Origin of the sequence: Actinomadura craniellae, assembly GCF_003289645.1 — a bacterium.
Classification (GTDB): Bacteria; Actinomycetota; Actinomycetes; order Streptosporangiales; family Streptosporangiaceae; genus Actinomadura_D; species Actinomadura_D craniellae.
Map to the genome: position 1 here is coordinate 293,158 of NZ_QLYX01000005.1, position 26,535 is coordinate 319,692.

Annotated in this window: 21 protein-coding genes, 1 tRNA gene and 1 other RNA gene; 11 read left to right on the forward strand and 12 right to left on the reverse strand. The window is 70.1% G+C overall.

Features of this window, described 5'->3' with window-relative positions:
• The first annotated feature begins 249 nt into the window (after nt 1-249).
• The 4 genes from DPM19_RS13645 (at nt 250) to DPM19_RS13660 (ending at nt 7,436) form a co-directional block, all read left to right on the forward strand.
• Nucleotides 250-1,293 (forward strand): hypothetical protein, encoded by a 1,044-nt coding sequence (locus DPM19_RS13645; protein ID WP_111867080.1) that lies wholly within the window; start codon nt 250-252, stop codon nt 1,291-1,293.
• Nucleotides 1,290-2,423: a hypothetical protein gene (locus DPM19_RS13650; protein ID WP_111867083.1), complete on the forward strand. Its 1,134-nt coding sequence runs from the start codon at nt 1,290-1,292 to the stop codon at nt 2,421-2,423. The genes DPM19_RS13645 and DPM19_RS13650 overlap by 4 nt, the downstream gene beginning before the upstream one ends.
• A 44-nt stretch (nt 2,424-2,467) precedes the next feature.
• Nucleotides 2,468-2,644 carry a hypothetical protein gene (locus tag DPM19_RS35240; protein ID WP_158566781.1) on the forward strand — a complete coding sequence of 59 codons (177 nt, stop codon included), beginning with the start codon at nt 2,468-2,470 and terminating at the stop codon, nt 2,642-2,644.
• A 220-nt stretch (nt 2,645-2,864) separates the two neighbouring features.
• Nucleotides 2,865-7,436, forward strand: a complete 4,572-nt coding sequence (locus DPM19_RS13660) for an AAA domain-containing protein (RefSeq protein WP_146778855.1) — start codon at nt 2,865-2,867, stop codon at nt 7,434-7,436.
• Nucleotides 7,437-7,446: 10 nt separating this feature from the next.
• Here DPM19_RS13660 and DPM19_RS13665 read toward each other — a convergent pair whose 3' ends face one another.
• The 10 genes from DPM19_RS13665 to DPM19_RS13710 form a co-directional block, all read right to left on the reverse strand.
• Entirely contained in the window at nt 7,447-7,968 is a 522-nt protein-coding gene (locus DPM19_RS13665; RefSeq protein WP_111867091.1) for a PIN domain-containing protein, read from the reverse strand.
• Nucleotides 7,965-8,282 (reverse strand): hypothetical protein, encoded by a 318-nt coding sequence (locus tag DPM19_RS13670; protein WP_111867094.1) that lies wholly within the window; start codon nt 8,280-8,282, stop codon nt 7,965-7,967. The genes DPM19_RS13665 and DPM19_RS13670 overlap by 4 nt, the downstream gene beginning before the upstream one ends.
• A 114-nt stretch (nt 8,283-8,396) precedes the next feature.
• Nucleotides 8,397-10,148, reverse strand: a complete 1,752-nt coding sequence (locus DPM19_RS13675; protein WP_199485067.1) for an ABC transporter ATP-binding protein — start codon at nt 10,146-10,148, stop codon at nt 8,397-8,399.
• The gene (locus tag DPM19_RS13680; RefSeq protein WP_199485068.1) at nt 10,145-11,905 is read right to left on the reverse strand and encodes an ABC transporter transmembrane domain-containing protein; all 1,761 of its coding nucleotides are present in this window, start codon (nt 11,903-11,905) and stop codon (nt 10,145-10,147) included. Before DPM19_RS13680 ends, DPM19_RS13675 begins: the two co-directional genes overlap by 4 nt.
• Nucleotides 11,902-13,098: an alpha/beta hydrolase gene (locus DPM19_RS13685; protein ID WP_111867096.1), complete on the reverse strand. Its 1,197-nt coding sequence runs from the start codon at nt 13,096-13,098 to the stop codon at nt 11,902-11,904. The genes DPM19_RS13680 and DPM19_RS13685 overlap by 4 nt, the downstream gene beginning before the upstream one ends.
• Nucleotides 13,091-13,945 (reverse strand): ABC transporter ATP-binding protein, encoded by an 855-nt coding sequence (locus DPM19_RS13690; protein WP_111867099.1) that lies wholly within the window; start codon nt 13,943-13,945, stop codon nt 13,091-13,093. The genes DPM19_RS13685 and DPM19_RS13690 overlap by 8 nt, the downstream gene beginning before the upstream one ends.
• Entirely contained in the window at nt 13,942-15,000 is a 1,059-nt protein-coding gene (locus DPM19_RS13695) for a FecCD family ABC transporter permease (protein ID WP_199485069.1), read from the reverse strand. The genes DPM19_RS13690 and DPM19_RS13695 overlap by 4 nt, the downstream gene beginning before the upstream one ends.
• Nucleotides 14,997-16,040, reverse strand: a complete 1,044-nt coding sequence (locus tag DPM19_RS13700) for a FecCD family ABC transporter permease (RefSeq protein ID WP_233510127.1) — start codon at nt 16,038-16,040, stop codon at nt 14,997-14,999. Before DPM19_RS13700 ends, DPM19_RS13695 begins: the two co-directional genes overlap by 4 nt.
• Entirely contained in the window at nt 16,037-17,023 is a 987-nt protein-coding gene (locus DPM19_RS13705) for an ABC transporter substrate-binding protein (RefSeq protein ID WP_199485070.1), read from the reverse strand. Before DPM19_RS13705 ends, DPM19_RS13700 begins: the two co-directional genes overlap by 4 nt.
• Nucleotides 17,024-17,058: 35 nt before the next feature.
• Nucleotides 17,059-18,924: a siderophore-interacting protein gene (locus DPM19_RS13710; RefSeq protein ID WP_111867102.1), complete on the reverse strand. Its 1,866-nt coding sequence runs from the start codon at nt 18,922-18,924 to the stop codon at nt 17,059-17,061.
• 128 nt (nt 18,925-19,052) lie between these two features.
• Here DPM19_RS13710 and DPM19_RS13715 point away from each other — a divergent pair, with 128 nt between their 5' ends.
• Nucleotides 19,053-20,708, forward strand: coding sequence for an AraC family transcriptional regulator (locus tag DPM19_RS13715; RefSeq protein WP_199485071.1), 1,656 nt, complete (start codon nt 19,053-19,055; stop codon nt 20,706-20,708).
• Nucleotides 20,709-20,780: 72 nt separating this feature from the next.
• On the opposite strand, the gene DPM19_RS13720 is transcribed toward DPM19_RS13715, so the two are convergent.
• A tRNA-Ser gene (locus DPM19_RS13720) sits at nt 20,781-20,865 on the reverse strand.
• A 10-nt stretch (nt 20,866-20,875) separates the two neighbouring features.
• Nucleotides 20,876-21,199 (reverse strand): DUF952 domain-containing protein, encoded by a 324-nt coding sequence (locus DPM19_RS13725; RefSeq protein ID WP_111867105.1) that lies wholly within the window; start codon nt 21,197-21,199, stop codon nt 20,876-20,878.
• Nucleotides 21,200-21,249: 50 nt separating this feature from the next.
• On the opposite strand from DPM19_RS13725, the gene ffs reads away from it, so the two are divergent.
• From ffs to DPM19_RS13755, 6 genes are all read left to right on the forward strand, one after another.
• Nucleotides 21,250-21,345: signal recognition particle sRNA small type (gene ffs / locus DPM19_RS13730), an RNA gene on the forward strand.
• Between the two features lie 22 nt (nt 21,346-21,367).
• Entirely contained in the window at nt 21,368-23,404 is a 2,037-nt protein-coding gene (locus DPM19_RS13735; protein WP_111867107.1) for a DNA polymerase III subunit gamma and tau, read from the forward strand.
• An 84-nt stretch (nt 23,405-23,488) separates the two neighbouring features.
• The gene (locus tag DPM19_RS13740; RefSeq protein WP_111867110.1) at nt 23,489-23,851 is read left to right on the forward strand and encodes a YbaB/EbfC family nucleoid-associated protein; all 363 of its coding nucleotides are present in this window, start codon (nt 23,489-23,491) and stop codon (nt 23,849-23,851) included.
• Between the two features lie 25 nt (nt 23,852-23,876).
• Nucleotides 23,877-24,476 carry a recombination mediator RecR gene (gene recR / locus DPM19_RS13745; protein ID WP_111867113.1) on the forward strand — a complete coding sequence of 200 codons (600 nt, stop codon included), beginning with the start codon at nt 23,877-23,879 and terminating at the stop codon, nt 24,474-24,476.
• Nucleotides 24,469-25,017, forward strand: coding sequence for a DUF5063 domain-containing protein (locus DPM19_RS13750; protein ID WP_111867115.1), 549 nt, complete (start codon nt 24,469-24,471; stop codon nt 25,015-25,017). The genes recR and DPM19_RS13750 overlap by 8 nt, the downstream gene beginning before the upstream one ends.
• Before the next feature lie 120 nt (nt 25,018-25,137).
• Nucleotides 25,138-26,406 carry an aspartate kinase gene (locus DPM19_RS13755; RefSeq protein WP_111867118.1) on the forward strand — a complete coding sequence of 423 codons (1,269 nt, stop codon included), beginning with the start codon at nt 25,138-25,140 and terminating at the stop codon, nt 26,404-26,406.
• The last annotated feature ends 129 nt before the right edge of the window (nt 26,407-26,535 follow it).

Genomic DNA, 26,535 nt, shown 5'->3' on the forward strand with positions numbered 1-26,535 from the left:
ATCCTATAAGACCAGCTTTGCTGCTGGTCGCTGCGATAAGTCGCTTTGCCTGCGGCGATTTCCCACACGCCCCGGTCGGGGATTTTGGATGCCCGAAATCGGTGATCCCTTTTTGAATCGATCCAAGATCTTTTCATGGCATTGTTGTGGGAACTTGGATATCCTCTTTCTGCCTTGGCCGGTGTGGCACCGGAGCGCGGCCTTCCGATCACGGGTCTCTCGGCCGCTCGTACCAGGGGAAGGAGCCGGATGGCCGAGGATCCCAGCGCCGCTTTCTCCGTCGGCCAGGACCGTCCAGCGGTGAAAGAGACTCGCTATGGCTGGTTGGGCCCGCAATACGACACGATCCGGCGTCAGTGTGATGTGACCCTCGGGAAAGGAGCATTGCACTACATCTCTTACAGCGTCGACGGCTACTGCTATTTCGCCACCGACATCCTTGAGGCCGACCGTCGGCTGGGCGGGCTGGAAGTGCCGGATGCCACGGCCGAGGCGCTCAGGCGGCACCTCCTGCGCACCTCCCGGCACCTGCGTTTCGTCATCGGGAGGTTAGACCACGCCATGCGGCCGCAGTGCGCCGGAAAGCTCCTGCGCGCGGCGTTCGACTCGGGTCACGGCGCGCTCCACTACTGCTCCGTCGCCGATGACGACTATCTCGTGGGAGCCTGCCTCGCCGAGAAACTCGCCGCCGAGGCGGGGCCCGTCCTCGGCGCGCTCGCGGAAGCAGCACGACTTGTCCAGGGGTACTCCGGAGCGGCCACCAGCACGGTCACCGGGGAGGAACTCGCCCGTGCCGGCGGCAGCGTCCCGGACGTCAGGCGCTTCGTCCGGCGGTGGATCGGTTCGCTGGACGAGGACATCGCCGACCAGGCCGAGAACGTCCTCGACCCCCATGACGTCCACCATGTGGCGCTGTTTCGGGGAAGCGAGCCGTTGCTGGCGTCGGATCTCTTCGCCCACCCACGGATGGGAAGGTTCCTCACCCGTATCGACGCGCCGTCCAAACGCCGGCACCTCGCGCAGTTCGCCGGCCTCGCCCACGCCGTCGTGCGGCAGCTCGAGTTCGACCTCGCCCCGGCTCTCGGCAGCGACCTGGTGCGCACGGTGCTGGAGGCCGAGGCGGGAGCCTTCTATCACCTGCGAGTCAACGACGAGGCCGTGCTCGTGGGGCTCACGCTCGATCAGGCGAGCGTCGCGGCGGCCGGAGAACGCCTCACCGACCTCGCGAAACTCCTGCGGTTCCGGTTTCCGGGAGGACGCGTTCCCGCCCGGCCGGAATGGGAACGGCCATGACCGAGCGGCTGTGGGGCGTCCCACCATTCGTGCTGGGCTGCGGCTTCGCACTGCTCGGCTACCTGCTGTCACTCGCCGTCGGGGCCGAGGGCCTCGCCGGAACCGGCTTCTACCTGGAGGCGGCCGGCCTGCTGCTCGCAGTCGGCCTGTACGCGAGCACCTCGGCCATCGACCTCGCCGAAACACGCGAGCACCTGCGGACGGTCCTGCTCGTCGTGACCGTCGGAGTCGTTTTCAAGGCGGTCTTCATCGCGGGCGTGATGTTGCTGTTTTTCCGTGACCCCCGCTACCTCGTGCTGGGCATCGCGGTCGCGCAGATCGACCCCCTCTCCGTGGCCGCCCTGCAGAAGAGCTCGCTGATGTCGGCGAGGGCGAAGTCGCTGCTGTTCGCGTGGGCCTCGTTCGATGACCCGATGACGGTTCTGCTGACCTTCTACTTCTCCTCCCTCGCCCTGAGCTGGTCGGGCGAGGAAAGCGGCCTGCCGACGGCGGGGGGTGACGGGCTCGGCTCGTTCGCCGCCGGGATCTCGGCGAACCTGGCGTTCGCCGTGCTGGCCGGAGCGTTGTGGTGGTTCCTGGTCCACCGGCGCGCGGCGGACCGGAAGAGCACCCTGCCGGTCTGGCCGTTCGCGGTCGCCCTGCTCGGCTTCGTGTTCCTCGCCGGGCACTTCTACCTGATGCTCGGCCTCGCTTTGATCGGCCTGTTCTGGCGGCCCGCGATCGGGGATCTCGTCGACCGTCTCGTCTTCTGGTGTTTCCTGCTGTCGGCGTTCGCCCTGGGATTGCTGCTCGTGGAGGGGGTCGACCTGCTCAAGGGGGTCGTCCTCGGCGTGGCGGCGTTCGCCGGGCAGGCCATCGTCAGCCTGGTGATGCCGGGCCGGGGTCTGTCGCGCGGAGACCGCGTCTTCCTTGCGATCGGCCAGCAGAACGGCATCACCGCCATCATTTTGGCGCTGACCCTACGCCCCGACTTCGAGGAGGCGGTGGCGATCATCGGCCCGGCGATCCTGGTCGTGAACCTTCTCCACTACGTGACCAACCGATGGTGGACCCGGAGGATGGTCGCGGTCGCCGGGAAACCGGACATGGCGGGCGCGGGCGAAGAGGTCCCAGGACGTGAACGGACATGATCTGTACTGGTAAAGCGGGCCTGAGGGGTCGTTAAATGCGGGAAATGAATTCGGCGTACCCGGATCTGCTGATAGATCTACGCGACATCACACTCGAAGATTTCGAGAACCTGGACGAGTCGTGTCTGGCTCACGCGCTGCGGCGCCTGTTCAGTTCTCTGGACGCCGACCGGCCCACCTCCGCGTCGTTCCTGTCGGTGATCGTCGACGACCTTCCCTGAGTTGCGAGATCGCTGATCCTTCACCTCGGCGGTCTCATCACGCCCCGTTCGCCACCACCGGCGGGCCGGCGCCTTCATGGATCTGCTACCGCTGAGGGTCCGGCCCTTTTCGGAGCGAGAGTTTCGGATTCGGTGCGGTGTCGGGATTGTTAGGTGGTTGGTCAGCAACTGTCAGTGGCGGATGAGACGATGAGAGTTCCGCTGTGGCTGGGGAGTGCGCGTGGTAACCGATTCCGTGACCCGTGAGCGCGTTGAGCACCTGTTCGATTACCTGAGTGCGCTGGCGCAGGAGGTCTACGCGAAGCCGGTCCGGCACATCGGGGAGCATGATCTGGCGTGTGCGCCCGACGAGGTGCCGGCGCATCAGGCGGTGCGGGTCGGGGCGGCGGCCGGGGACGCGTGGTTGCGGGTGGCGAAGACATCGAAGCCGATCCCGCCCGCGATGCCGCCAGAGCTGAAACGGCACTGCGCCGGGGTGATCCTCGGGGACCCGCATCGGCGTCCGGTCGAGCCCGCGGATCTCGCGGTGCGGGTGGGGCCGCCGACGGAGGAGGAACCCGATCCGGTGAGGCCGGTCCGGGTGGCGTTCGCGCGGTGGGTGGACGACGTGTGGGAACCCTGGGCGGAGCTCGCCCGGACGGCGGTGGCCGCCCGCACGCTGTACGAGTCGCTGTTCCAGCTGCGGCAGCGGGTCCGCGCCGATGAGGCCACGCACGAGCTGGTGTGGGGGCACGGAATCCTCGGCTGGAACTTCGGCGAGCAGCGGATCTGCCATCCGATGGTCGTCAGCCGCGTGAAGGTCGTCTTTGACGAGGAGAACGGGGAGCTGTCCGTCACGCCCGAGGGGCTGCCGGAGCTCGAACTCGACTGCCTTCAGGGCCTGGGTGTGCCCAACCTGGGGGAACTCCTCCAGGTGCAGAACGACCTGCGGGCCGAGGGATTCGACCCGTGGGACGCACGGGCGGACGTTGTCTACCGCAAGATCATCGCGCCGTTGGGGCTCGACACCGACGTCCGGCGGACGGACGAGCTGCCGCCGGTGGGCGCCTCGCCCGAGATGAGCGTGACGTGGCGGCTGTTCGTGCGGAAACGACGCGTCATGTTCCTGCGGTTCTTCGACCAGTTGAAGAACGCCCTCGGCAACGAGGACGGGCTGCCCGCGCCCGTCGTCGCGCTCGCCGCGGGGGAGGGCGCGGCCCGCGGCGTCCACGGCGAGGCCGAGGAGCGGGCATGGGCCCCGGTCGCCGAGCAACTGCTGATGCCGCTGCCCGCCAATGCCGAGCAGGAGCAGATCGCCAGGAAGCTCGCAAGGCACAGCGGGGTGACGGTCCAGGGTCCGCCCGGCACCGGCAAGAGCCACACCATCGCCAACCTCGTCTCCCACCTCGTCGCGCACGGCAAACGTGTCCTGGTGACGGCCCACAAGGACCAGGCCCTGGCCGTGCTCCGCGACAAGATCCCCGCCGAGCTGCGCGACCTGTCGCTCGCCGTCCTCGGCTCCTCCTCCGCCGACATGACGGCCCTCCAGCGTTCCGTCCAGGCCATCACCGAAGCCGCCGACAACGTCGACGAGCACAAGGAGTCGGCCGCCACCGAGCGGCTGCGGGGGCGGCTGGACGAGATCGAGGCCGAGGTCCTGCGGCTCCGCAAGCGGCTGCGGCTCGCCCTCGAACGCGAACAGGACGTCCTCGAACTGAACGGGCGGCAGCGGCGGGCGGCGGAACTCGCCGAGTGGCTGGCCGACAACGACGGCGAGCTCAACCGGATCCCCGACCGGCTCCCCCTCGGTGCGGCGAGCCCGCTGACCTCCGGGGAGCTCGGTGAGCTGTACTCCCTCGCCGGCCGGATCGACGCCGCCGACGCCGCCGCCTGCGCGTCCGACCTGCCGCCCACGCACACGCTGCCGAGCGGCGCCGACCTTGCGCGCGAACTGGAGGAGCTGCGCCGGATCGCCGGGATTCTCCGCGGTTACGACGACTACGTCGCCGATCCGTCCCGGCTCGACACGATCACCGGCGAGGCCCTCGAAGAACTCGCCACCCACCTGAGCTCCACCGCCCGCTGGATCGAGCCCCTCGAACAGGACTGGCTCGCGCGCCTGCGCTCCCAGATCGTCCAGGACACCCACTGGATGCAGCTGTGGGCGGGCCACACCGCCCGGCTGCGGGCGGATGCCCGCATGGCCGCCGACCTGCGGGCCCGGTTGTCGGGCTGCCGGGTGGAACTGCCGCCCGGCCGCTCGCCGCGCGAGATCATCGCCCTGCTCCAGCAGGCGCTCCAGCGGTTCCGCGAGGGCCGGAAGGTCTCAGGCCTGACCCAGCGGAACCTCGCCCAGTTCCTGGGCCAGACCTCCATCGACGGCGAACGTCCCACCGAGGTCGAGGACATCGAGAAGATGATCGCCTGGGTGGAGCTCGGCCGGCTCCGTGCCGCCTTCACCCGCCTGTGGCAGGACGAACTCGTCGTGGCGCTCGCCGCGCCGCCCGTCCCGGAGGGCGTTCCCGCCCCCGAGACCTGGATCGACGCCCGCTGCCAGGAGATCGAGTCGGCCCTCTCCTGGGAGAGCCGGTTCTGGCCCGACCTTCGAACGCGGATCGGCGGGGTCGTCTCGCTCGGCATGGTCCCGGTCCGGCCGAGCTCCGCCGACCTGCACCGGCTCGCCGAAGTGCTCGGTGCCCTCCGCGCCCGGGCGCGTCAGCGGCAGCTCGAGGACGGCCGGGCGCGGTTCCGGCAGAACGTCGCCGAGGCCAGGCAGCGGCCTGGCGCGAGCCTGCTCTGGGGTGAACTCCTCACCGCCTACGACGAGCACGACACCGCCCGCTGGGACACCGCGCTCGCCACCTCGGCCCGGCTGGCCATGCTCCGCCCGCAGGTCGAGCGCATGAACGAGCTGACCCGGCGGCTCACCGCCGTGACGCCGCTCTGGACGCGGAAGATCCTTGAGTTGAGGGGCGACCCGTCGGTCTGCGGCGACCCCGGCGATCTTCCGCGGCTGTGGGAATGGCGGCAGTCCGAGACCTGGTTGCGCGACATCATCAACGCCGACGACCTCGCCGAGGTGCAGCGCAGGCTCGACACCGCCCAAGAGGAACAGCGCCGGGTCACCCTGGAACTGACGCGGCGGTCGGCCTGGCTGGCGATGAAGCGCAATCTCGGCCACACCCAGCGGCAGGCCCTCGTCGGCTGGCTCCAGACCCTCCGCAAGATCGGCAAGGGTACGGGACGGGGCGCGGCCAAATGGCGGGCCGAGGCCCAGAAGCTGATGCCCCAGGCGATGGGTGCGGTCCCCGTGTGGATCATGCCGTACTACCGGGTCGCCGAGTCCTTCGACCCAACCGTCGCGCCGCTGTTCGACGTCGTCATCGTCGATGAGAGCAGCCAGTGCGACGTGTTCGCGCTCGGGCTGCTCGGGCTCGGCCGCAAGGTCGTGGTCGTCGGCGACGACAAGCAGATCAGCCCGTCCGCGGTCGGCGTCCGGCAGGAACGGGTGGACGAGCTGATCCGCACCCACCTGCCGTCCTTCCCCAACGCCCTCCTGCTCGACCTGGGATCCAGCCTCTACGACGCGTCCGCCCGGCTGTTCCCCGGTGTCGTCCGGCTCCGCGAGCACTTCCGCTGCCTGCCCCGCATCATCGAGTTCTCCTCACAGCACTACTACGGCGGCGAGATCCAGGCCCTGCGCGAGGAGGCCCCGGGGAAACTGCCGGGCTCGGCGGTCGAGGCCGTCCACGTGCCCGACGGGGTCCGCCGCGTCACCGGCTTCGGCGACATCAACGAGGCCGAGGCCGCCGCCCTCGTCGACAAGGTCGTGCAGTGCTGCGCCGATCCCGCCTACGACGGCCGCACCATGGGCGTCATCTCCCTGCTGGGCAGGAGCCGCCAGGCCCAGTGGATCGATCAGGCCCTGCTCGCCAAGCTCGGCCCCGAGGCCTACGAGCAGCGGCGGCTGCGGTGCGGCGACTCCTACAGCTTCCAGGGCGACGAACGCGACATCGTCTTCATCACCACCGTCATCGACTCCGGCGGCCACGCCTTCACCGGCAAGACCTACGAGCAGCGCGTCAACGTCGCCGCCAGCCGCGCCCGCGACCAGATGTGGATCTTCCACAGCGTCACCGCCGACCGGCTCAACCCCGACGACCAGCGCGGTCGGCTCATCCGCTACGCCACCGACGGCCAGCGCTCCGCCGACCTCACCAAGGACCTCGAAGACCGCTGCGACTCCGACTTCGAACGCCGCGTCCTGCGCATGCTCCTGGCCCGCGACTACCTCGTCACCCCCCAGCACCCCGTCGGCAACCTCCGCATCGACCTCGTCGTGCGCGGCAACGGCCGCCGCCTCGCCATCGAATGCGACGGCGACAAGTTCCACGGCCCCGACCAGTGGGAGGACGACCTCCGCCGGCAGAGCGTCCTCGAACGTATGGGCTGGCGCTTCTGGCGCGTCCGCGGCAGCGTCTTCTACCGCGACCCGGCCTCCGCCATGGACTCCCTCTGGCCACTCCTCACCAGCATGGGCATCACCCCCGGTCCCGAGCCGGAACCCGATACGCCCGACCTCCCCGAAATGCCCATTCCCGTTCCCGCGGTGCTCACCGAACCGGCCCCGACCGCCACGCCTGCTCCGGCGCAGGAACCCGCGGCCTCTTCCAGCCGCAACGACCCAGATCTCGAACGCGTCCGCGAGTGGGCCCGCCGAACGGGCCGCTACGTCAACCCGAACGGCAGGGTGGCCCCGTCGATCATCGCTGACTACAACTGGGAGCACCCGGAAACCCCCTACCCCTACTGAGGCCCTGCGACTAGCGCTGCTGTTGCCCTGGCCGTCTGTGGGCGTCGCCGATGGCGGCGAATCTCGTCGGATCGAGGATCAGCGTGCTGCGCCAGGGGTTCATGTGCAGCAGATCGCTGTCGTTGCTGACGATGATCAGGGCACCGACCTCTACGGCGAGGTCGAGGATCATGTTGTCCTCGTAGTCAGGGCAGTCGTGGACGCTGCGCGGCACGTCCCGCAGGAAGGCTCCCCCGGAGCGTTCGGCGATGGTGGTGAGCGTGTCCAGGTAGCCGTCGATGCGGTCGGTGGACCATTTGAAGAGATCGGTCAGGGTCCATTCGATGTTGCTGAAGACGTGTTCGGAGATCCAGAGCGAGTACTCGCGTGCGTCGTTGGCCAGACCGATGCAGTCGGCCGCGGCGTTGGTGGTTTTGGGTGGCAGGACCGGCCAGTGAGTGAAGGCCGATCCCCCGCCTCCTTTGATCACCGCGTCGATGTAGACGTTGACGTCAAAGACCACAGGTGTCGGCACGGGGGTTGTGAGGCTCACAAGCCCCGCCTGTTCTTACGGTTCGCCTTCTGCCAGGCGATCACGTCTTGGATGTCGGTGACTCCGGCGGCTTCGGCCTGTTTGGTCCCGTATGCCTGGAACTCCTGGAGATCCTCGGCGATCATGATCGAGGTCATGACATGGATGGCTTGGCGCAGAAACTCCGACCGGTTCCCATCGCCGAACCGTGCGACCAGGGCATCAAGGGCTTCACGGTCACGGTCGAGGACGGTGAACCCCAGCGTCGGTGTCGTGGACTTGCGGGGCGGCTTCTCGCGGGAGGGGTTCTTCTCCTTGGCTTCCGTCGTGCTCATGCTTCCTTTGTACCCGTACTCTGGCACGTCTGCAACAAGTTGCAGGCGTCTGATCCGTACCTGTGACGACAAGCTCCGCGGACTGCGGCGAATCCTGGCCTGGCCGTGCTGTTGTCACTGAGCGGCCTCCCAGGCCGTCCACAACCCGGCGTACACACCACCGGCATCAACCAGCTCTCCGTGGGTGCCGGTCTCGATGATCCGGCCGTGCTCCATCACCATGATCCGGTCGCAGGTCGCTGCCTGGGAGAGGCGGTGCGCGACCACGACTGCGGTGCGCCCGGCGAGGACGGCATCAGCAGCGCGGTCGAGCTGTCCGGCGTAGGTGGAGCCGGCCTCGGCGGTCGCTTCGTCGAGGATCACCAGATCAGCGTCGGTGAGCAGCAGGCGGGCGAGGGCGAGCTGCTGCGCCTGCGCGTCGGTGAGCGGGTGCCCGCCGACACCCAGCGGGGTGTCCAACCGGTCGGGGAGAACATCGAGGATCGATGCGGCACCGGTGGCTTCCAGCGCTGCATGGAGGTCGCGTTCGGTGGCCCCGGGGGCGGCGAGGGTGAGGTTGTCGCGCAGGGTGCCTGCGAAGACATGGACCTCCTGGGTGATCATCGCGGTACGGCTGGGGCGAGTCACCCTCCCGGCCTCAGGCAGTTGGGTGCCGGCGACCACGCCGGCGAGCGTGGTCTTGCCTGCCCCGGACACGCCGACGACGGCCACGTGCTGACCGGACGGGATGTCGAGGGTGATGCCGTCGAGCACCCGTGGCCCCTCGCCGTAACGGAACGAGACCTCGTCGAGCCGTACGGCGGTGCTCGTGGTCTGCGCCGGGACGTCCGACGAGCTGAACGGAATCGTGACGACCCCGATCATGCGGCTCAGCGATGCGAGGGCGGACTGGAGGGTGTCGATGACCAGCAGTAGCTGGTTGACCGGTCCGAGCAGGCGTAGCACGAGCAGCATGGCGGTGGTGGCGCCGCCGACGGTCGATGCGTTGTGGTCGATGAGGACGAAGCCGACGACGAGTACGGCGGCCAGGCTCAGGCACTCCCCGAGGTTGAGCCGGGCATTGAGCATGCTCAGCACGGTGCGTGCGCGTAGCGACTGCCTCGCGACGCGCCAGGAGTCCGTCATCACAGCCCGGTGTCGTTGCTCGGCGAGCCCGAAGCCGAGCATGGTGGCGTAGCCGCGCTGGGACTCGAGGATCTGCTGGGCACGCGCGCTCATCGCCGTGCGCTCGGCGCGGTAGACCCCTGGTCCGATGCGCAGGTACCACCGCACGGCCAGCACGTAGACCGGCAGCACGACGGCGAAGGCGGCCGCGTAGGGACGTTCCAGTGCCGCGAGCCCGCCCAGCGACACGACGATGGTGAAGGCAGTGACGGTGAGCACCGGGATCACGGCGGGGGCGGCGTCGGCGACCGCGGTGACGTCGTCGCTGGATCGCGAGATCAGGTCTCCGGTGCCGGCGCGCTCGACGAGGTGCTGTGGGAGCGCCATCGCGTGGCCCACGAGCTGTTCGCGCAGCGCGGCGAGGATGGAGTGGTAGACGCGGGTGGCGAGCACGATCGTCAGCGCGGTGCCCGCAGCACCGAGGACCGCCGAGAGCGCCATGACGACCGTGACCGTCAGCACTGTGGCAAGGTCCGCGGTGCCGGCCTGCACGCGGTCGACGAGGAATCCGATCGCCCCGGGAACGATCAGGTCGACGCCGGTGCTGACGAGCCCCAGCACCCCGGTCGCGGCGAGCCGGAGCCGGTACCCGTGGCTGAGCCGCCACACCTCCCTGACCGTCTCGCGGCCGCTCGCGACCGGCAGCCCGGACTGCCCGGCATCGGAAGCCGCGGTCCCGGGCACGGCGGAGGTGCCGCTCACCGCGCCGTCCTTGCGGGCGCGGGTACGTCGTCAGGCAACTCGACGACGCGGTCGCAGGCAGCGAGCAGCGCCGGGGTCGAGGCGATCAGCAGCGTCGAGCGGCCTGCCCGGACACCGCGCAGCCGGCCTGCGATCGTGTGCTCGGTGACCGAGTCGACCGCGGTGGTCGGGTCGTGCAGCACGAGCACCGGCGCGTCGCTCGCCAGGGCGCGGGCGAGCGCGACCCGCTGGCGTTGGCCGCCCGAGAGCCGGTTGCCGCCCTCGCCGACCGGGACGTCGAGGTCGGCTGCGAAGTCGTCGCAGGCGGCGGCTCGCACCGCGGCGTCCACCCGCTCGGGCGGGCCCGCGATCACGGCGACGTTGTCGCGGAGGGTGCCGCTGAACAGCGTGGCGCGGTGCGGCGCGACGGTGACCCGGGAGCGGTACTCGACCGGGGACAGCTCCCGTGCCGCGATCCCGTCGAGCCGCGCCTCGACCCCTCCCTCGGCCTGCGGGTCCAGCAGCGCCTCGACGACACGGGCGGCGGTCCGGTCGTCGGCGCGCACGCCCACGAGCTCGCCGGGCTCGACCCGGATCGTCACGCCGGGCCCGGAGATGCTCGGCACGACCACGTCCAGCTCCGGCAGCGCGGTGACCTCCCGCCGGGTCGCGTCATCGGGCCCGGCCGTCGACGTGGCGTTGTTCCGCAGCACGTCGAGGACACGCGCGGACGAGGCGCGGGCGCCGGCGAGGTTGGGGATGGACGTGCTCGCGATCGCCTGGATCTGGGGCAGCAGTGCCTGGGCGAGGCCGACGGCGGTGATCAGCCCGCCGATGCTGAGCTGTCCGTCCACGGCGAACCAGCCCGCCAGCCCCATCACCGCGGCGACGAACGTGCCGCTGACCACGCCCGAGCCCGCAAGGAACTTCCCCAGCAGGCCCGCGTTGCGCCTGGCGCCGACCAGGGTCTCCTGGCTTGCCCGCCGGTACCGGCCGATCGCCTCGGCCTCGGCACGCACCCCCTTGATCACCCGGTAGCCGGCGACCAGGTCCGTGGCCTGTCCGACCGTGGAGGACAGCAGCTCCTGGTACTCGCGGGTGTCCCGGGAGAGCCGCTCGCTGAGCACGCCCATCGACCAGACCGCGACAGGCGCCCCGAACAGCACCACGAGTCCGAGCAGCCAGTGCGTCGCCAGCAGCGATGCCGCGATGAATCCGATGGCCGTGATCCTCGAGACCGGGATGATCGTCAGGATCACCGCGTTGGACAGGCGCGCGACGTCGTTCGTCATCACCGAGACCACGCTGCCGTCCAGCGCACGGGCGGTACCGCCGACCGGGTGCAGCACGCCCGTGGAGAGGGTGCCGCGGAGCCGGTGCTGCAGTACCTGCACCGCATAGGCGGTCAGCCGCAGCGAGAGCCTCGCCGCCGACGTCAGCGCGACGTAGAGGGCCACCAGCACGCCGAGCCACAGGACCAGCTGTCCCTCGTCCCCGGTCGCCAGGGCCCGGTCGATCGCGAGCCCCATCACCACCGGGACCGCGGACTCGCCCACCTGCCACACGATCGCCAGCAGCATCGCGGGAACGCTGACCCGCCGCACCGAGAAGATCACGCGCAGCAGGAACCGGCCCGGGGTGATCCCCGGCCCGGACTCGAACGGTCGAGCACCGGGCGGCTCGGCGGGAGCGAGCAGGAGCACCGGCAGCCAGCGGGTCAGCGGTCCTCGCCCCAGTCCTGCGGCGTCGGCGCCCGAGAAACGCGAGGAGTTCTTCACGCCTGGCTCCGGTTCCTGCTCCTGAGCGGGAAGCACCAGAGCAGGGCATCGGCGAAGATTCCTCGCCACCATGCGTAGTCGTGCCCGCCGGCGAACTCTCTGTAGCGGGTGTCGTAGCCCTTCCCGGTGAGCACGTGGTCCAACCAGCGACTGTGGGTGTTCGAGCTCTCCAGCTCACCAACGTCGTGGAAGATGCGGATCGGTGCCGTTTCTGCGGCCAGGTAGTCGGCGATCAGTGTCGGTACGGGGGTGCGGCGCAGCAGCTCACCCGATCCGGTGCCCCACGTGAGGTCAGGGTGGTACCCGCACGACGGGGACTGGAGGATGGCGTTGCCGAACGTCGTCGGGTGGTGGAGCGCCGTCCAGCCGGCGCACAGACCGCCGAAGCTCTCGCCGGCCAGCGCGACGTCACCGGGGTCCCGCGAGAGCGGATAGCGGCGGTGGAGCCATGGCAGCAGTTCCTGGACCAGCATCTGGGAGAACGCCGGGTTGCAGAGCAGCTCTTTGTCGCGCTGCGGTGCGGGCTGACCGACGAGGACCACCACGCAGGGTCGGACCAGTCCCGCCTGGACCAGGGCGTCACGAACGCTCGGCGCGCTGTGGTCCGGCGTCCCGTCCAGGTGGATCACGAAGGGCAGTGCGCTCTCGGCTGAGAACTCTCCCGGCGGCATCGAGACCCAGATGCGGCGTTCGTCTCCCAGGAACTCGCTCGCCAGCACGGCGGTTTCCACTGCCGGGGCCGGCCGCGCTTCGGCCTGATCGAGCCAGGGCAACGGCACCGCGTCGGGCAGCACTGCCACCGAGGCCCCGGAGAACCGCTCCACCGAGCACTCCGAGAACCTCGGTGGCGGGTTGAACGGGTCCGGAACCTGTTCGCCCCCACCCCTCGGCCCACGTCGTGCGAACACGTACGAGAAGCGCAGATCGGAACGCATCCGCAGGGTAAGAACGCAGAACGGCGTCCCCGCCACCGAGGCGAACTCCGTGTCGATCGGGTTGAAGCCGATCCTGGGGCCGATCACCACCGAGAGGGTGACCGTTGTGTCGTCTCCGGGCTCGTCGACGAACGTCGCCTCCACCTCGTCCGCGGAGACCCGCTCGACAAGCGGTGCACCCGTCTCCTCGAGATGTCGTCTGAACCTTGCCGGGCTCCACTCACCGGTCGACAGCTTCTCGACAGACGGATCAGCCATTTCTCGCGCTCTCCACGTCGGCGTTGTCAGCGGACCTCTGTCGGGTTCGTTCGCGGCCGAGCGGCACCACCTGGGGGCTGCCGGCCACCGGATCGGGCAGCACCAGGCAGCGCAGACCGAACACCTCCTCGACCAGCTCGGCCGTGACGACCTCGTCCGGAGTGCCCTCGGCGACCACGGCGCCGTCCTTCATGGCGATCAGGTGGGTGCCGTAGCGGGCGGCGTGGTTCAGGTCGTGCAGGACGGCGACCAGGGTGTGGCCGACGTGGTGCAGGTCGGTGAACAGCTCCATCAGCTCGATCTGGTGGGTGATGTCGAGGAAGGTGGTCGGTTCATCGAGCAGCATGATGCCGGTGTGCTGCGCGAGCGCCATCGCCACCCACACCCGCTGGCGCTGCCCGCCCGACAGCTCGTCCACCAGGCGCCCGGACAGGTCGGTGACCGAGGTCTGGTGCATCGCCCTGAGCACGGCCTGCTCGTCGTCCTCGGTCCACTGCCGGATGAACCCCTGGTGGGGGTACCGTCCCCGGGCCACCAGGTCGGCGACGGTGATCCCGTCCGGGGCGATCGAGGTCTGCGGCAGCAGTCCGACCCGCCGCGCCACCTCTTTGGTCTTGTAGGAGTTGATGTCGGCACCGTCGAGGACGACCTGCCCGGCCGACGGCTTCAGCAGTCGGGACAGGCCGCGCAGCAGGGTGGACTTGCCGCACGCGTTCGGGCCGACGATGACCGTGAACGACTCGTCGGGGATCGCCACCGAGAGGTGCTCGGAGATGATCCGCTTGTCGTAGCCGATCGTCGCCGACTCCACCCGGAGGCGCGCGGTGTCGGGCGGGGTTGCGCTCATAGGCGTCTCCTGGCTTCGGTGAACAGCAGGTATCCGAGGTAGCCGCCGCCGAGCATGACGGTGATGATGCCGACCGGCAGCGGGGTGGGGGCGACGTGCTGGGCGAGGTAGTCCGACGCCAGGCATAGCAGCGCGCCGACGAAGGCCGCGGGGGCCAGGGTGATCCCGGCGGTGCGGGCGAGTCGGCGTCCGATCTGCGGGGCGACCAGGGAGATGAACGCGATCGGCCCCGACGCGGCCGTGACCGTCGCCGCCAGCGCCACTCCCACCAGGACCAGGCCGAGGCGTGCGGGCGAGACCCGTACCCCTTGCGAGGCGGCCGCGTCGTCACCCAGCTCCATCTGCCGCATCGGCCGGCTCAACATCCCGGCCGGCAGCAGGAGTACGGCGATGCAGGCGCCGCCGATGACGACCTGGTCCCAGGACACGCCGTTGAGTGACCCGGCACCCCACGCGGCCGCGGACATCGCCTGGTCCAGGTCGGCCTTGAGGATCAGCCAGGTGTTGAGCGACGTGAGCATCGCCGAGACGCCGATGCCGACGACGATCAGCCGGAACCCCTGCACCCCTCGCCGGTAGGCGAGCACGTACACGGCCACGGCGGTGGCCATCCCGCCCAGCAACGCCCCGCTGACCAGCTGCACGTAGGTGCCGTTGATGACCAGGATCACGATCAGCGCGCCGGTATGGGAGCCCTGGGAGAACCCGATGATGCCGGGGTCGGCGAGAGGGTTGCGCAGCAGTGACTGGAAGATCGCCCCGCTCACCCCCAGAGCCGCGCCGAACACCAGCGCCGCGGCCACCCGGGGCAGCCGCCACTCGACCACGATGTCGTGGACGATGCCGGTCTCCCGGCCGGTCAGTGCGGAGAGCACCTGCCCGGGGCTCAGCGAGTACGAGCCGGTCATCAGCGCGAGCACCGCCGTACCGGCGACCACGACCGCGAGCACCGCGCAGACGACGACCGAGCGCCACTGGAGCCGTACCGCGATCCGCCGGCGCCGCAGCACCAGCACCCGCCGCCCGAAGTCCACCCGCGGAATGTGCGTGCTCATAGTCCGCTCGCCCTCTTCCGCCGCGCCAGCGCGACGAGAGCGGGAGCGCCGACGAAGGCGGTGACGACGCCCACGGGGATCTCGACAGGTCTCATCACGATGCGGCCGAGGACGTCGGAGGCCAGCAGCAGGCTCGGGGCGAGGAGGATGCTGTAGACGAAGATCCAGCGTTGGTGCGGGCCGACGATCCAGCGGGCCACGTGCGGCACCATGAGTCCGACGAATCCGATGGGTCCGGCGATCGCGGTGGCGCCACCGGCGAGGAGGGTGAGCGCGATCACCGCAAGCACACGGGTGCGTACCAACCGGACCCCTTGGGCGACCGCCAGCTCGTCACCCAGAGCCAGGGCGTTGAGCGGGCCCGACACCGCGAAGGCCAGGATGAGCGCCACCGCGAAGAACGGCAGGATCGGCCACATGACCTCGAGCGGGCGACCCACGATCGACCCGGCGTTCCAGTACCGCATCGCGTCGAAGGCGTCCGGGTCGGTCAACTGGAGCGCCTCCCTGGCGCCGCCGAGCACGGAGCCGATGCAGACCCCGGCGAGCACCATGACGACCGGCGAGGAGCCCTGCCGGGTCGACCCGAGGGCGAGCACCAGGAGCGTGACGATCAGTGCCCCCGCGAACGCGAACCACATGTAGCCCCGGGCGTCGTGGATGCCGAGCAAGCCCACGGCGACCGTCACCGCGAAGGACGCACCGGCATGGACGCCGAGGATGCCCGGATCGGCCAGGGGATTGCGGGTGAGCGCCTGGATCAACGCGCCCGACAAACCGAGTGCGACGCCGACGACCAGACCCACGATCGTGCGCGGCAGCCGGAAGTCGCGGATCGCGAACTGGTCGATGCCGGCCGAGGAGTGGAACAGCGCGTCCCACACCACTGACGGCGAGATCGCCGTCGACCCGATCATGACGCTCAGCACCAGCAGGACCACCAGCACCACCAGCGCGACGACCAGGCCGAGCAGACGGCGACGCGGTCCGGGCACCGGCTCGGTGCCCGGACCGTCCTGCCGCAGGGCGAGGGTTGTCACTTCTTGGCTGGGAGGGTCGCCAGCGCTCTGTCGAGCGAGTCCAGGTACCGGAGGACGGGCCCGTAGGAGTTGTTGCCGGGGCAGAAGACTCCCAGCGCCCGACCGGAGCTCACGGCGGGCAGCGCCTTCCAGGTGTTGGTCTTGACCACCGGCACGAAGGGCTCGGTCGGCTGGCCCTCGGCGTTGACGGGGTAGGTGATCACGTCGTATTTGGACAGCTCACCGATCTGCTCGAACGGCAGGGCCTCGTAGGCCAGGGGGTCCTTGCCCTCGGCCGCCTCGGGGAGGTCCAGACCGACGTCGTCCCGGGCGATCTCGGAGCAACCGATGTCCGCGATGTAGAACGTTCCAGGATCGCTCGAGTCTCCGCGGGAGACGTCGACGAACGAGGTGTCGTCGATGATCTTGCGGTAGGTCTTCTGAATCTTGGCGACCTTTTCCTTGAACTCCGCCTTCTGCCGGCTGAGCGCATTCGTGACGTTGCCGGCCGCCGCGATCGCGTCAGCGAAGGCCTTCCACTCGGTGTCGAGCCCCCAGAACACGGTCGGGGCGATTGTCTCGAGTCGCTTGCCGACCTTGTCCCAGTCATTCGAGTGGAACTGGACCAGGATGAGGTCCGGCTTGAGGCCGGCGAGCTTCTCGAGGTCCACCTCACCGCCGCTGCTGCCGACGATCTCGGCTGCCTTGTACACGGACTTCTGTTCCTCCGGCAGCACGTCGATGTCGGAGTCGGACACCTCGGTGACGCCCACCGGCTTGCCACCCAGGTCGATGAAGGGGAGGCTGGTGTTGCCGATCGTGACGATCCGCCGGGGGGCGACGGGAACCTCGATGGTGCCGTTCTCGGCCTTGACGCTGCGGGTCTTGGCGGCCTTGTCGCCGGTGTCGCCGCCGTCACCGCCGCAGGCGGTGAGGACGAGCGACGCGCTCATCAGCGCGGCGGCAAGGGCTGCGCCGCGCCGCATCAGGGGCGAGTTACTCATGGGTGTTCTCTTCTTTCTCTTTCCGGGTGAAGGGTTCAGCCGGCGGTGGGGCGGAGGAGCTCGTGGACGGTGGTGCCCAGGCCGACGGTGTGCGCCGACCCGCGCGTGAGGCCGGCCCGGGCGATGACGGCGTCCAGCTCCGCTGCGGTGCGCAGGCCGGAGCCGTGGCAGACCAGACCGATCAGGTCTTCCTCGCCGTCGTGCTCGTCGAGGTCGTCGGTGTCGAAGACCTCCTCGACCAGCAGCACCCGTCCGCCGGGGACGAGGTTCTCGGCTGCCCGGCGTAGCGCGTGAGCAGCGTCGGCGTCGGGCAGGGTCTTGAAGGCGCGGCTGATGAGCACGGCGTCGGCTGCTGGGCTGGGCTCGAAGACGGACTGCTCCAGCACGCTGACCCGTGTGCGTTGCCGCTCGTCGGGAATCGTGGCGGGCAGGTCGCGGCGCAGCCAGTCGGCCTGGGCGGGCAGGGCGCAGATCGTCACGCGCAGGCTCTCGTGGGCTGCGACGTACTCACGGGCGTGGGCCCCGGCACCACCGGAGTGGATCACCAGGTGCCGGACTCCGGCGAGCAGGTCGGACGTGGCGATCGGTTCGGCCAGCGCGGGCTGGAACTTCGCCAGGCGCTCCAGGTGGCGGTCCTCGTAGTCCTGCTCGGCTCGCACGTCGGCAAAGGTCTGGCCGGTGACCGAGGCGTAGGCGGGCCGGCCGGTGCGGACCGACTCCGTGAGGCCGTGGATCCCGAGCATCTCGCGACCGACCACCCCGGCGGAGTGGAGCCGGTCGGCGATGAACTCGAGAGTGAGGACATCGCCGACCGGCGTCAGGGCGTAGTGACACGGTTCTGTCTCGGTCACCACGTCCAGGGCGTGCAGGTAACGCAGCAGCTTGCCCAGAGCGCGCTCGTCGGCACCGGCCTTGGCGGCCAGCTCGGTCACGCTGGTCACGCCGCGGGAGAGTAGATCGGGAACGCCCAGCTCGACGGCGGTGCGGATCGCGATCGGCGCGACAAGCTCGGTCAGGTCGTGGAGCTTCTGGAACGGGGTGACCGTCCTCTCCGGGTCGGGCACCGCCCCGTCGGTCTCCAGGGCGACGACCTCGGAGCGACGCCAGTAGCCGGCGAAGTCGATGTCCTCCTTGGGCACGCCACGGTCCTCGACCAGGTGCCGGCGGATGTCCCGGACGGCCGTGTGCTCGCCGGCCAGCCACGCGAACGCTTGGCCCGGCCACCACTCCGCACTGCGGACGGCCTCGGTGAGCAGCGACACGGTCCCGGCCGTCACGCCGGGGCGGACCAGCCACGTGACGTCCACCCCGGGTAGTTCGCGCAGCTCCTGGCGGTGGGCGTCCTCGGCGATCTCGATGAACACCTGCGCCCGGGCGTCGGACGGGAGTTCGTCGAGCAGGCGGCTGATTGCGGGGAGCGCGGTGTCGTCGCCTGCCACGAGCAACCAGTCGGCGCCGGCCGGGAACGCCTTGGACGTGCTCGGGCCGCTGAGGTGGATCCGGTCACCCGGCCGGGCGCGATAGGCCCACGTCGTTCCCGCGCCCACCCCGTGCTTGACGAAGTCCACGTCCAGCTCGCCGGCCTCGGGGTCCCACCGGCGAACCGTGTAGGCCCGCGACAGCGGTCGAGGATTCTTGGGCACGATCAACTTGGCCTCGCCCTGGACCGGGAGCACCGGATCACGCTGGCCTGGGTACGGGAAGTAGAGCCCGAGGTCGTCGTCGAAGCCCGAGGACTTGAAGGCCGGCCGCGCGAAGCCGTCCGCAGTGGTGAACGCACGCAACTGTTCGCCGCTCAGCGTGACCCGCCGCATCCCCGGGGTGATGTCGACGGTCCGGACCACCTCGACCTCACGCAGGGTCGGCGGGTGCACGGTGAGCCGGCGCGAGGTCTTGGGCATGCGGGGAACTCAACTTTCCGGTCGCTTCGAGGCCAGGAGCCGCGCGCCGGCATCGGGAGGGCACGCGCTGGTAAGGTTAGGCAAACCTCACCTACAATAGTGTGCGCAAACTGCCGTATGGTTAGGACGTGGTGGTGGCCTCGTCGTTCGCCGCGGGCGCCAGCGACCCGCCGCCGATTCCGGGCGCGCGGTTGGGTCCGGCCGATGCGCCCGTTCGACCGCTGCTGCTCTGGGTTCGCGCCGGCACGGCGCACGTGCGCCTCGACGGCAGGCCGGCGCTCCACCTCAAGGCCGGCGAAGGCGCCTGGATTCCCGCAGACGGCTGGGCAGAGCGGGCGATCACCACGGAGCCGGGCACCGTCGCCTTCCCGCTGTGGCCCCACGCCGGCGTCGGCGCTCGGGGGTTGTCGGAACTGACGCGGTTCGACGTTCCCAGCGGCTGGCAGGACTGGTTGATCCAGCTCTTCAACCTGCAGGTCACTCCGTTCAGCGGCCGCGGGTACTCCCCCGAGGCGATCGAGGAGCTTCTTCGGCGTCCTGGCTCGCGCTCGCCGGCGCCCGTCGAGGTTGAGCGAAATCCGAGCTCAGCGGGATTCGCCTCGCCGGCGATGCCGCGAGCCCGCGGCGCCAGAGCAGCCGCCGAGGAACTGGTTCGCGACCCCGCGCTCGACCTCACGGTCGAACAATGGGCGTCGCGGGTGCTCTCCAGCGCGCGCACCCTCCGCCGTGACTTCCTCGCCGACACAGGGCTCACGTTCGAGCAGTGGCGGCTGCTCTGCCGACTCGGCGCCGCCGTGGAGTTCCTCGCCGCCGGTTACGACGTGGACCAGGTGGCCGCTCGAGTGGGCTTCGCCAGCCGCAACGGCCTCACCCGGGCCTTCAAGGGACGGTTCGGACTGACCCCCCACGAGTTCAGGCGGCAGCTTTCCGCCCGACCTGGCGCCGGTGGGCTGACGCAACGGGCAGCGGCCGCACGGCAGACCGACGACCTGATCCGGATGATGCGCAAGACGGACACTCCCGCTGCGCCTGAGATGCTGCCCGCAGCCAGCACGCCGTCGCACACCAACGACATCCACGTCCTCAGCTGGATGTATCGAGGCAGCGGGTACCTGGACATCGGCGACCAACGCTACGAGCGGGAGCGAGGGGTGGCGACCTGGATCCCCGCAGGAATGGAGCATGTCACCGGCCTCCGCGAGAACTCCGTCTCCCTGCCGCTGGGCAACGCGAGTACCGGCGACCTCCAACTGACAGTGCCGCTGCAGGTGCGGTTCTCGCCCGCGTGGGACGACTACTTGATGTTCTGCTCGATCAGCGCCCGGTCCGGACTGCGTCCCGACGACCACAACCCCCGCCACATCCTCGACCTGTTCACGGAACAGGTCGCCGCGCAGCGAGCGCTGTCGGTGCCGATGCCCACCGATCCGCGCGCGCGTGCTGTCGCAATGGAGTGCTTGCGTCGTATCGGCGAGCCTGGCGGGACGCACGATGTCGATGTCCGCGCTGAGATCCACCGTGCCTTCCGCGACGAGACAGGTATGACACTGGGTCGCTGGCGCTATGCCACCCGCATGCGCATCGCTCGCGACCTGCTCGCCGGGGGAGCCCCGCCCAGCGCCGTCGCGCGCCGGATCGGGTACGCCCACCTACCCACGTTCAGCGCCGCCTTCTCCCGCTTCCACGGACTGTCTCCGCGCGACTACCAGCAGCGCGAGTCCGAGCGGAACCAGGGCCGTCCCCGCGCAGGCGAGGGGACGGCGGAGGGTGCCAGTTGCAGGTGAATGCCAACGGGAACTGCAACCGGACAGCAGCGCGGCCGGTACTCGGGTGAGTACCGGCCGTGTATTACAAGGCGGAGGATGCGAGATTCGAACTCGCGAGGCGTTGCCACCAACACGCTTTCCAAGCGTGCGCCCTAGGCCACTAGGCGAATCCTCCGCCCCAGAGCCTACCGGGTTCCGGGTGGTACCAGGACATCGATGACTGCACTCGGTGGGATCGGGCCGTAGACGTGCGGGAAGATCTCGCCGTCGGCGGGCTCGTGCCGGACCGGGACGTCCAGCAGATCGGTGTCGATCACCAGCAGGATGAGGTCCGTGACGCCGGCGTAGAAGCGGTCCAGCACCGCACCGACCTGTTGCAGGTCGGCCGAGCAGTGGATGAAGCCCTCCTCGTCGAGGGTGCGTCCTCTGGTGGACACGGTGTAGGGGACACCGGCGGTGCGGGCCGCCTCCCAGGCCGTCCGCTCGGCGATGTGGAAGATCTCCGTCATGGTTGGAGCGTACGGTCCGGGGGCGGTGGGGGGATGCCCTAGACTCGGGGGCAGACCCCTCGCGCGGCGTCATCCTGTGAACCTCCCCAGGGCCGGAAGGCAGCAAGGATAAGCAGGCTCTGGCGGGTGCGCGGGGGGTCCTTTGGTTTCTGACGAGGACGGACCCCGATGAGTCTGGCTCTGTACCGCAAGTACCGGCCAGCCACGTTCGCCGAGCTCAAGGGGCAGGAACACGTCGCCGAACCCCTCCAGCAGGCGTTGCGCAACGGCCGGATCAATCACGCATACCTGTTCAGCGGGCCGCGGGGGTGCGGGAAGACCTCCAGCGCCCGCATCCTGGCCCGGTCGCTGAACTGCGAGCTGGGCCCGACACCCGAACCGTGCGGCAAGTGCGACTCGTGTGTCGCGCTCGGCCCGTCGGGGTCCGGACACATCGACGTGATCGAGATCGACGCGGCGTCGCACGGTGGGGTGGACGACGCCCGGGACCTGCGAGAGCGTGCCTTTTTCGCGCCGGTTTCGGCGCGTTTCAAGGTGTACATCATCGACGAGGCGCACATGGTGTCCCGGGAGGGCTTCAACGCGCTGCTGAAGCTCGTCGAGGAGCCGCCGCCGCACCTGAAGTTCGTCTTCGCCACCACCGAGCCGGAGAAGGTCATCGGGACGATCCGGTCCCGGACCCACCACTACCCGTTCCGGCTGGTGCCGCCGGGGGTGCTCCGCGAGCTCGTGGAGGAGATCCTGGGGGCCGAGAACGTCCCGTACGAGCCCGCGGCGTTGCCGCTGGTGGTGCGGGCCGGTGCGGGCTCGGCGCGGGACACCCTGTCGATCCTCGACCAGTTGCTGGCCGGGGCGGACGACGCCGGCATCACCTACGCGCGGGCCGTCTCGCTGTTGGGCTACACCGACGCCGCGCTGCTGGACGAGGTCGTCGACGCCTTCGCCGCCCGCGATGGTGCGGCGGTGTTCGCGTCCATCGACCGGGTGGTGGAGGGCGGGCAGGACCCTCGCCGGTTCGCGGGCGACCTGCTCACCCGGCTGCGGGATCTGGTGATCCTGGCGAACGTTCCGGAGGCCGCGTCGTCGGGGCTGCTGGACGCGCCGCCGGACGAGATGGAGGCGCTGCGCCGCCAGGCGACCGCGATGGGCCCCGGTGATCTGGCGCGGGCCGCCGACCTGCTGCACGGCGGGTTGACGGAGATGCGCGGGGCGACGTCGCCGCGGCTGCTGCTGGAGCTGATCTGCGCCAGGATCCTGTTGCCGGGGGCGTACGAGGACGAGGCGTCGCTGTACGCCCGGCTGGACCGGCTGGAGCGTCGGGCGGCGGCGGGCCCCGCAGTCCCGCAGGGCGGGCCGTCGCTGCCGCCGGAGCGGCCCCGGCCGGCCGTCGCCGAGGAGCGGCGGCCGGTGGCGGAGGCCCGCCCTCGCCCGGTGCGGGATCCGGAGCCCGAGCCGGCCCGGAACGAGGAGCCGGTACGTCCTCGACCCCAAGCTCCCCAACCCCCGCCCGCCCAGGGGGGCGACCCCACTTCCAGTGTCCAGCGCACACCCGCCTGGCCGGAAGTGGAACGCCGCCCTGTGGACAACCCGCCACCCCAGGCCCAACCCCCCCGCCCCCAGCCGGCGGCGACCGAAGGGCTGGACGCGGAGACGCTGCGGCGCAACTGGCCGGACATCCTGGAAGACGTCAAGAGCAGGCAACGCGTCGCCTGGATGGTCCTGATGGAAGGCGTCCAGGTCACCTCCCTGGAAGGCAACCTCCTCACCCTGGCCTTCGACAACGAAGGCAAACGCAAGGGCTTCACCAGCGGCGGCCGCGACGCCGTGGTACGCGAAGTGATCAAAAGCAGGTGGGGCGTCGAACTCCGCATCGACACCGTGCCCGCCGGCTCGGCACCCCCCGCCGGCAGGACCCCGCCCCGCCCGGCACCGCAACCCCCGCCGGCCCGCCCGCCGCAACCCGCCGCCCGCCCGAGCGCCGCCCCGCCGCAACGCCCGGAACGACCGGCCGAACAACCCGCCCCGCCCCGCCCGCCCGACGACCTGCCACCGCCCCCGGACGCCCCCACCCCGATCGACGAGAGCGACGAGGTGGACCCGCCGGGATACGCGGACGCCAACGGATCCGAAGCCGAGATCAGCGGCATGGCGTTGATCCAGCGAGAGCTCGGCGGCCAGATCATCCGGGAGATCGACAACTCCTGAGGCGGGAGGGGCCGTGGAAGCCACGTACCGCTATCCGACCGAAACCCGTAGTCTCGGGACTACAGACGTCCGAAGGAGAACACCGTGGAACCCGGCGGCCAGCTGAACTTCCAGGAACTGCTCGAACAGGCGCAGCGCATGTTCTCCGCCCAGCAGGAACTCGCCGAGGCCGAGGTGCGGGGCACCGCCGGCGGCGGCCTGGTCGAAGTCACCGTCAACGGCCAGGGCGCGGTGACGGGCCTCGTCATCGACCCGAAGGCCATCGACCCCAGCGACCCGGCGGACACCGCCGAGACGCTGGCCGACCTGGTCCTGGCGGCGATCCAGAACGCCGCTCGGGCGGCCGAGGAACTGCAGCAGGAGAAGATGGGCCCGCTGATGGGCGGGCTCGGCCAGGGCGGCCTGCCCGGTATGCCACCGGGGATGCCGGGCCTGCCCGGCATGTGAGCGCAGCAGCGAGAGGAGGGGTCCGTTGTACGAGGGGGTCGTTCAGAACCTCATCGACGAGCTGGGCAGGCTGCCCGGCGTCGGCCCGAAGAGCGCGCAGCGGATCGCCTTCCACCTGCTCGCCGCCGACCCGGCCGACGTTGAACGGCTCGGCAAGGCGCTCAAGGAGGTCAAGGACAAGGTCCGCTTCTGCCGGACGTGCGGCAACGTCGCCGAGGAGGAGGAGTGCCGCATCTGCCGGGACGCCCGCCGCGACCCGCACGTCATCTGCGTCGTCGAGGAGTCCAAGGACGTCGTCGCCATCGAGAAGACGCGCGAGTTCCGCGGCCGCTACCACGTGCTCGGCGGCGCGATCAGCCCGATCGAGGGTGTCGGCCCGGAGGACCTCCGCATCCGTGAACTCATGCAGCGGCTGGCCGACGGCGAGGTCACCGAGCTGATCCTCGCCACCGACCCCAATCTGGAGGGCGAGGCCACCGCGACCTACCTCGCCCGGCTGGTCAAACCCATGGACATAACCGTCACCCGGTTGGCGAGTGGACTGCCGGTGGGTGGGGACCTTGAGTACGCCGACGAGGTCACACTCGGCCGCGCTTTCGAAGGACGGAGACTCCTGGATGTCTAACTTCAACACGCCCGACGACTGGAACGCGCTTGCCGAGCGGGTGGCCCGCCACGTGCGGAACTACCTGAGTGGCCTGGAGGCCATGTCCCGCGGTGAGGGCGGCAGACAGACCGTCCCCCTGCTCCTGCTGGAGGTGTCCCAGGTCATCCTGGCCGGCGCCCAGCTCGGTGCGAGCGCGGACGTGATCCTCCCCGACAACTGGGAGCCGGAGATCGGCGAGGACCCCGACCTCGACACCGTCCGGCAGGGTCTGGCCGAGCACCTGGGCGGGTTGGACGAGTACGTCGAGGTCTTCGACCCCTACAAGGACACCGAGCCGACGGCGTACCGCCTCTCGGACGACCTGGTCGACGTGGCCAGCGACCTCGTCCACGGGCTGCGCCACTACGAGAAGGCCCGGCCGCTGGAGGCCCTGTGGTGGTGGCAGTACAGCTACTTCAACCACTGGGGCAACCACGCCGGCGCCGCGCTGCGCGCCCTGCACGCGGTGGTCGCCGGCGCCCGGCTCGACGTGGTCACCGAACCGGTCGCGATGTCGTAGCGGAACCCGGAACAGGACATCGTCTCAGTCCGTGGGATAAACCGCTCGTAGTTCACCGTGCCGACCTCGGTAGACTCGGCGCTCGGTACGCCTGACCCCGACTTCGAGGAGCGCCCACCCGTGGCCCTTGTCGTGCAGAAGTACGGTGGCTCATCCGTCGCCGACGCCGAGGGCGTCAAGCGGGTCGCCCAGCGCATCGTCGCGACGAAGAAGGCCGGCAACGACGTCGTCGTCGTGGTCTCCGCCATGGGCGACACGACGGACGAGCTGATCGACCTGGCCGAGCAGGTCAGCCCGCTGCCGCCCGGCCGTGAGCTGGACATGCTGCTCACGGCGGGCGAGCGCATCTCCATGGCGCTGCTGGCCATGGCCATCGCCAACCTGGGGCACGAGGCGCGTTCCTTCACCGGCTCCCAGGCCGGCGTGATCACCGACGGTTCCCACGGCAAGGCCCGGATCATCGACGTCACCCCGGGACGCATCCGCAGCGCCCTCGACGAGGGGGCGATCGCGATCGTCGCCGGCTTCCAGGGTGTCTCGCAGAACTCCAAGGACATCACCACCCTCGGCCGGGGCGGTTCCGACACCACGGCGGTGGCCCTGGCCGCCGCCCTCAGCGCGGACGTCTGCGAGATCTACACCGACGTCGACGGGGTGTTCACGGCCGACCCGCGCATCGTGCCAACCGCGCGCCAGATCCCGCGCATCTCCTACGAGGAGATGCTGGAGATGGCCGCCTGCGGGGCCAAGATCCTGCACCTGCGCTGCGTGGAGTACGCGCGGCGCTACGCCATCCCGATCCACGTGCGTTCCTCGTTCAGCCAGCGCGAGGGCACGCGGGTGATCGAGAGCATCGAGGGGACCGACATGGAGCAAGCGATCATCTCCGGTGTGGCGCACGACCGGAGCGAAGCCAAGATCACCGTGGTCGGGGTGCCCGACAAGGTCGGCGAGGCGGCCACGATCTTCACGGTTCTCGCGGACGCCGAGATCAACCTGGACATGATCGTGCAGAACGTCTCGGCCGCCTCCACCGGGCGCACCGACATCTCCTTCACCCTCCCGGCCACCGACGGGCAGACCGCCATGTCGGCGCTGAACAAGGTGAAGGAGCGCATCGGCTTCGAGTCGCTGCGCTACGACGACCGGATCGGCAAGGTCTCCCTGATCGGCGCGGGCATGCGCTCGCACCCGGGCGTCACCGCCAAGTTCTTCTCGGCGATCGCCGAGGCCGGGGTCAACATCGAGATGATCTCCACCTCGGAGATCCGGATCTCGGTCGTGGTCGACGGCGACGACGTGGACGCGGCGGTCGCCTCCGCGCACCGCGCGTTCGACCTCGACGCCGAGCAGGTCGAGGCCGTGGTCTACGGCGGCACCGGCCGCTGACCGGCGATGCAGTCCGTCCGCAGGGGGAGACGCCGGCCACCGGGTGGTGCGCCGGCCCGCCGGCGGACGTGCGGTCCGCCCGCGCGGGCGGGCGCCGCCCGGTCGCGGCACAACGAGAGAGCGAAGTGA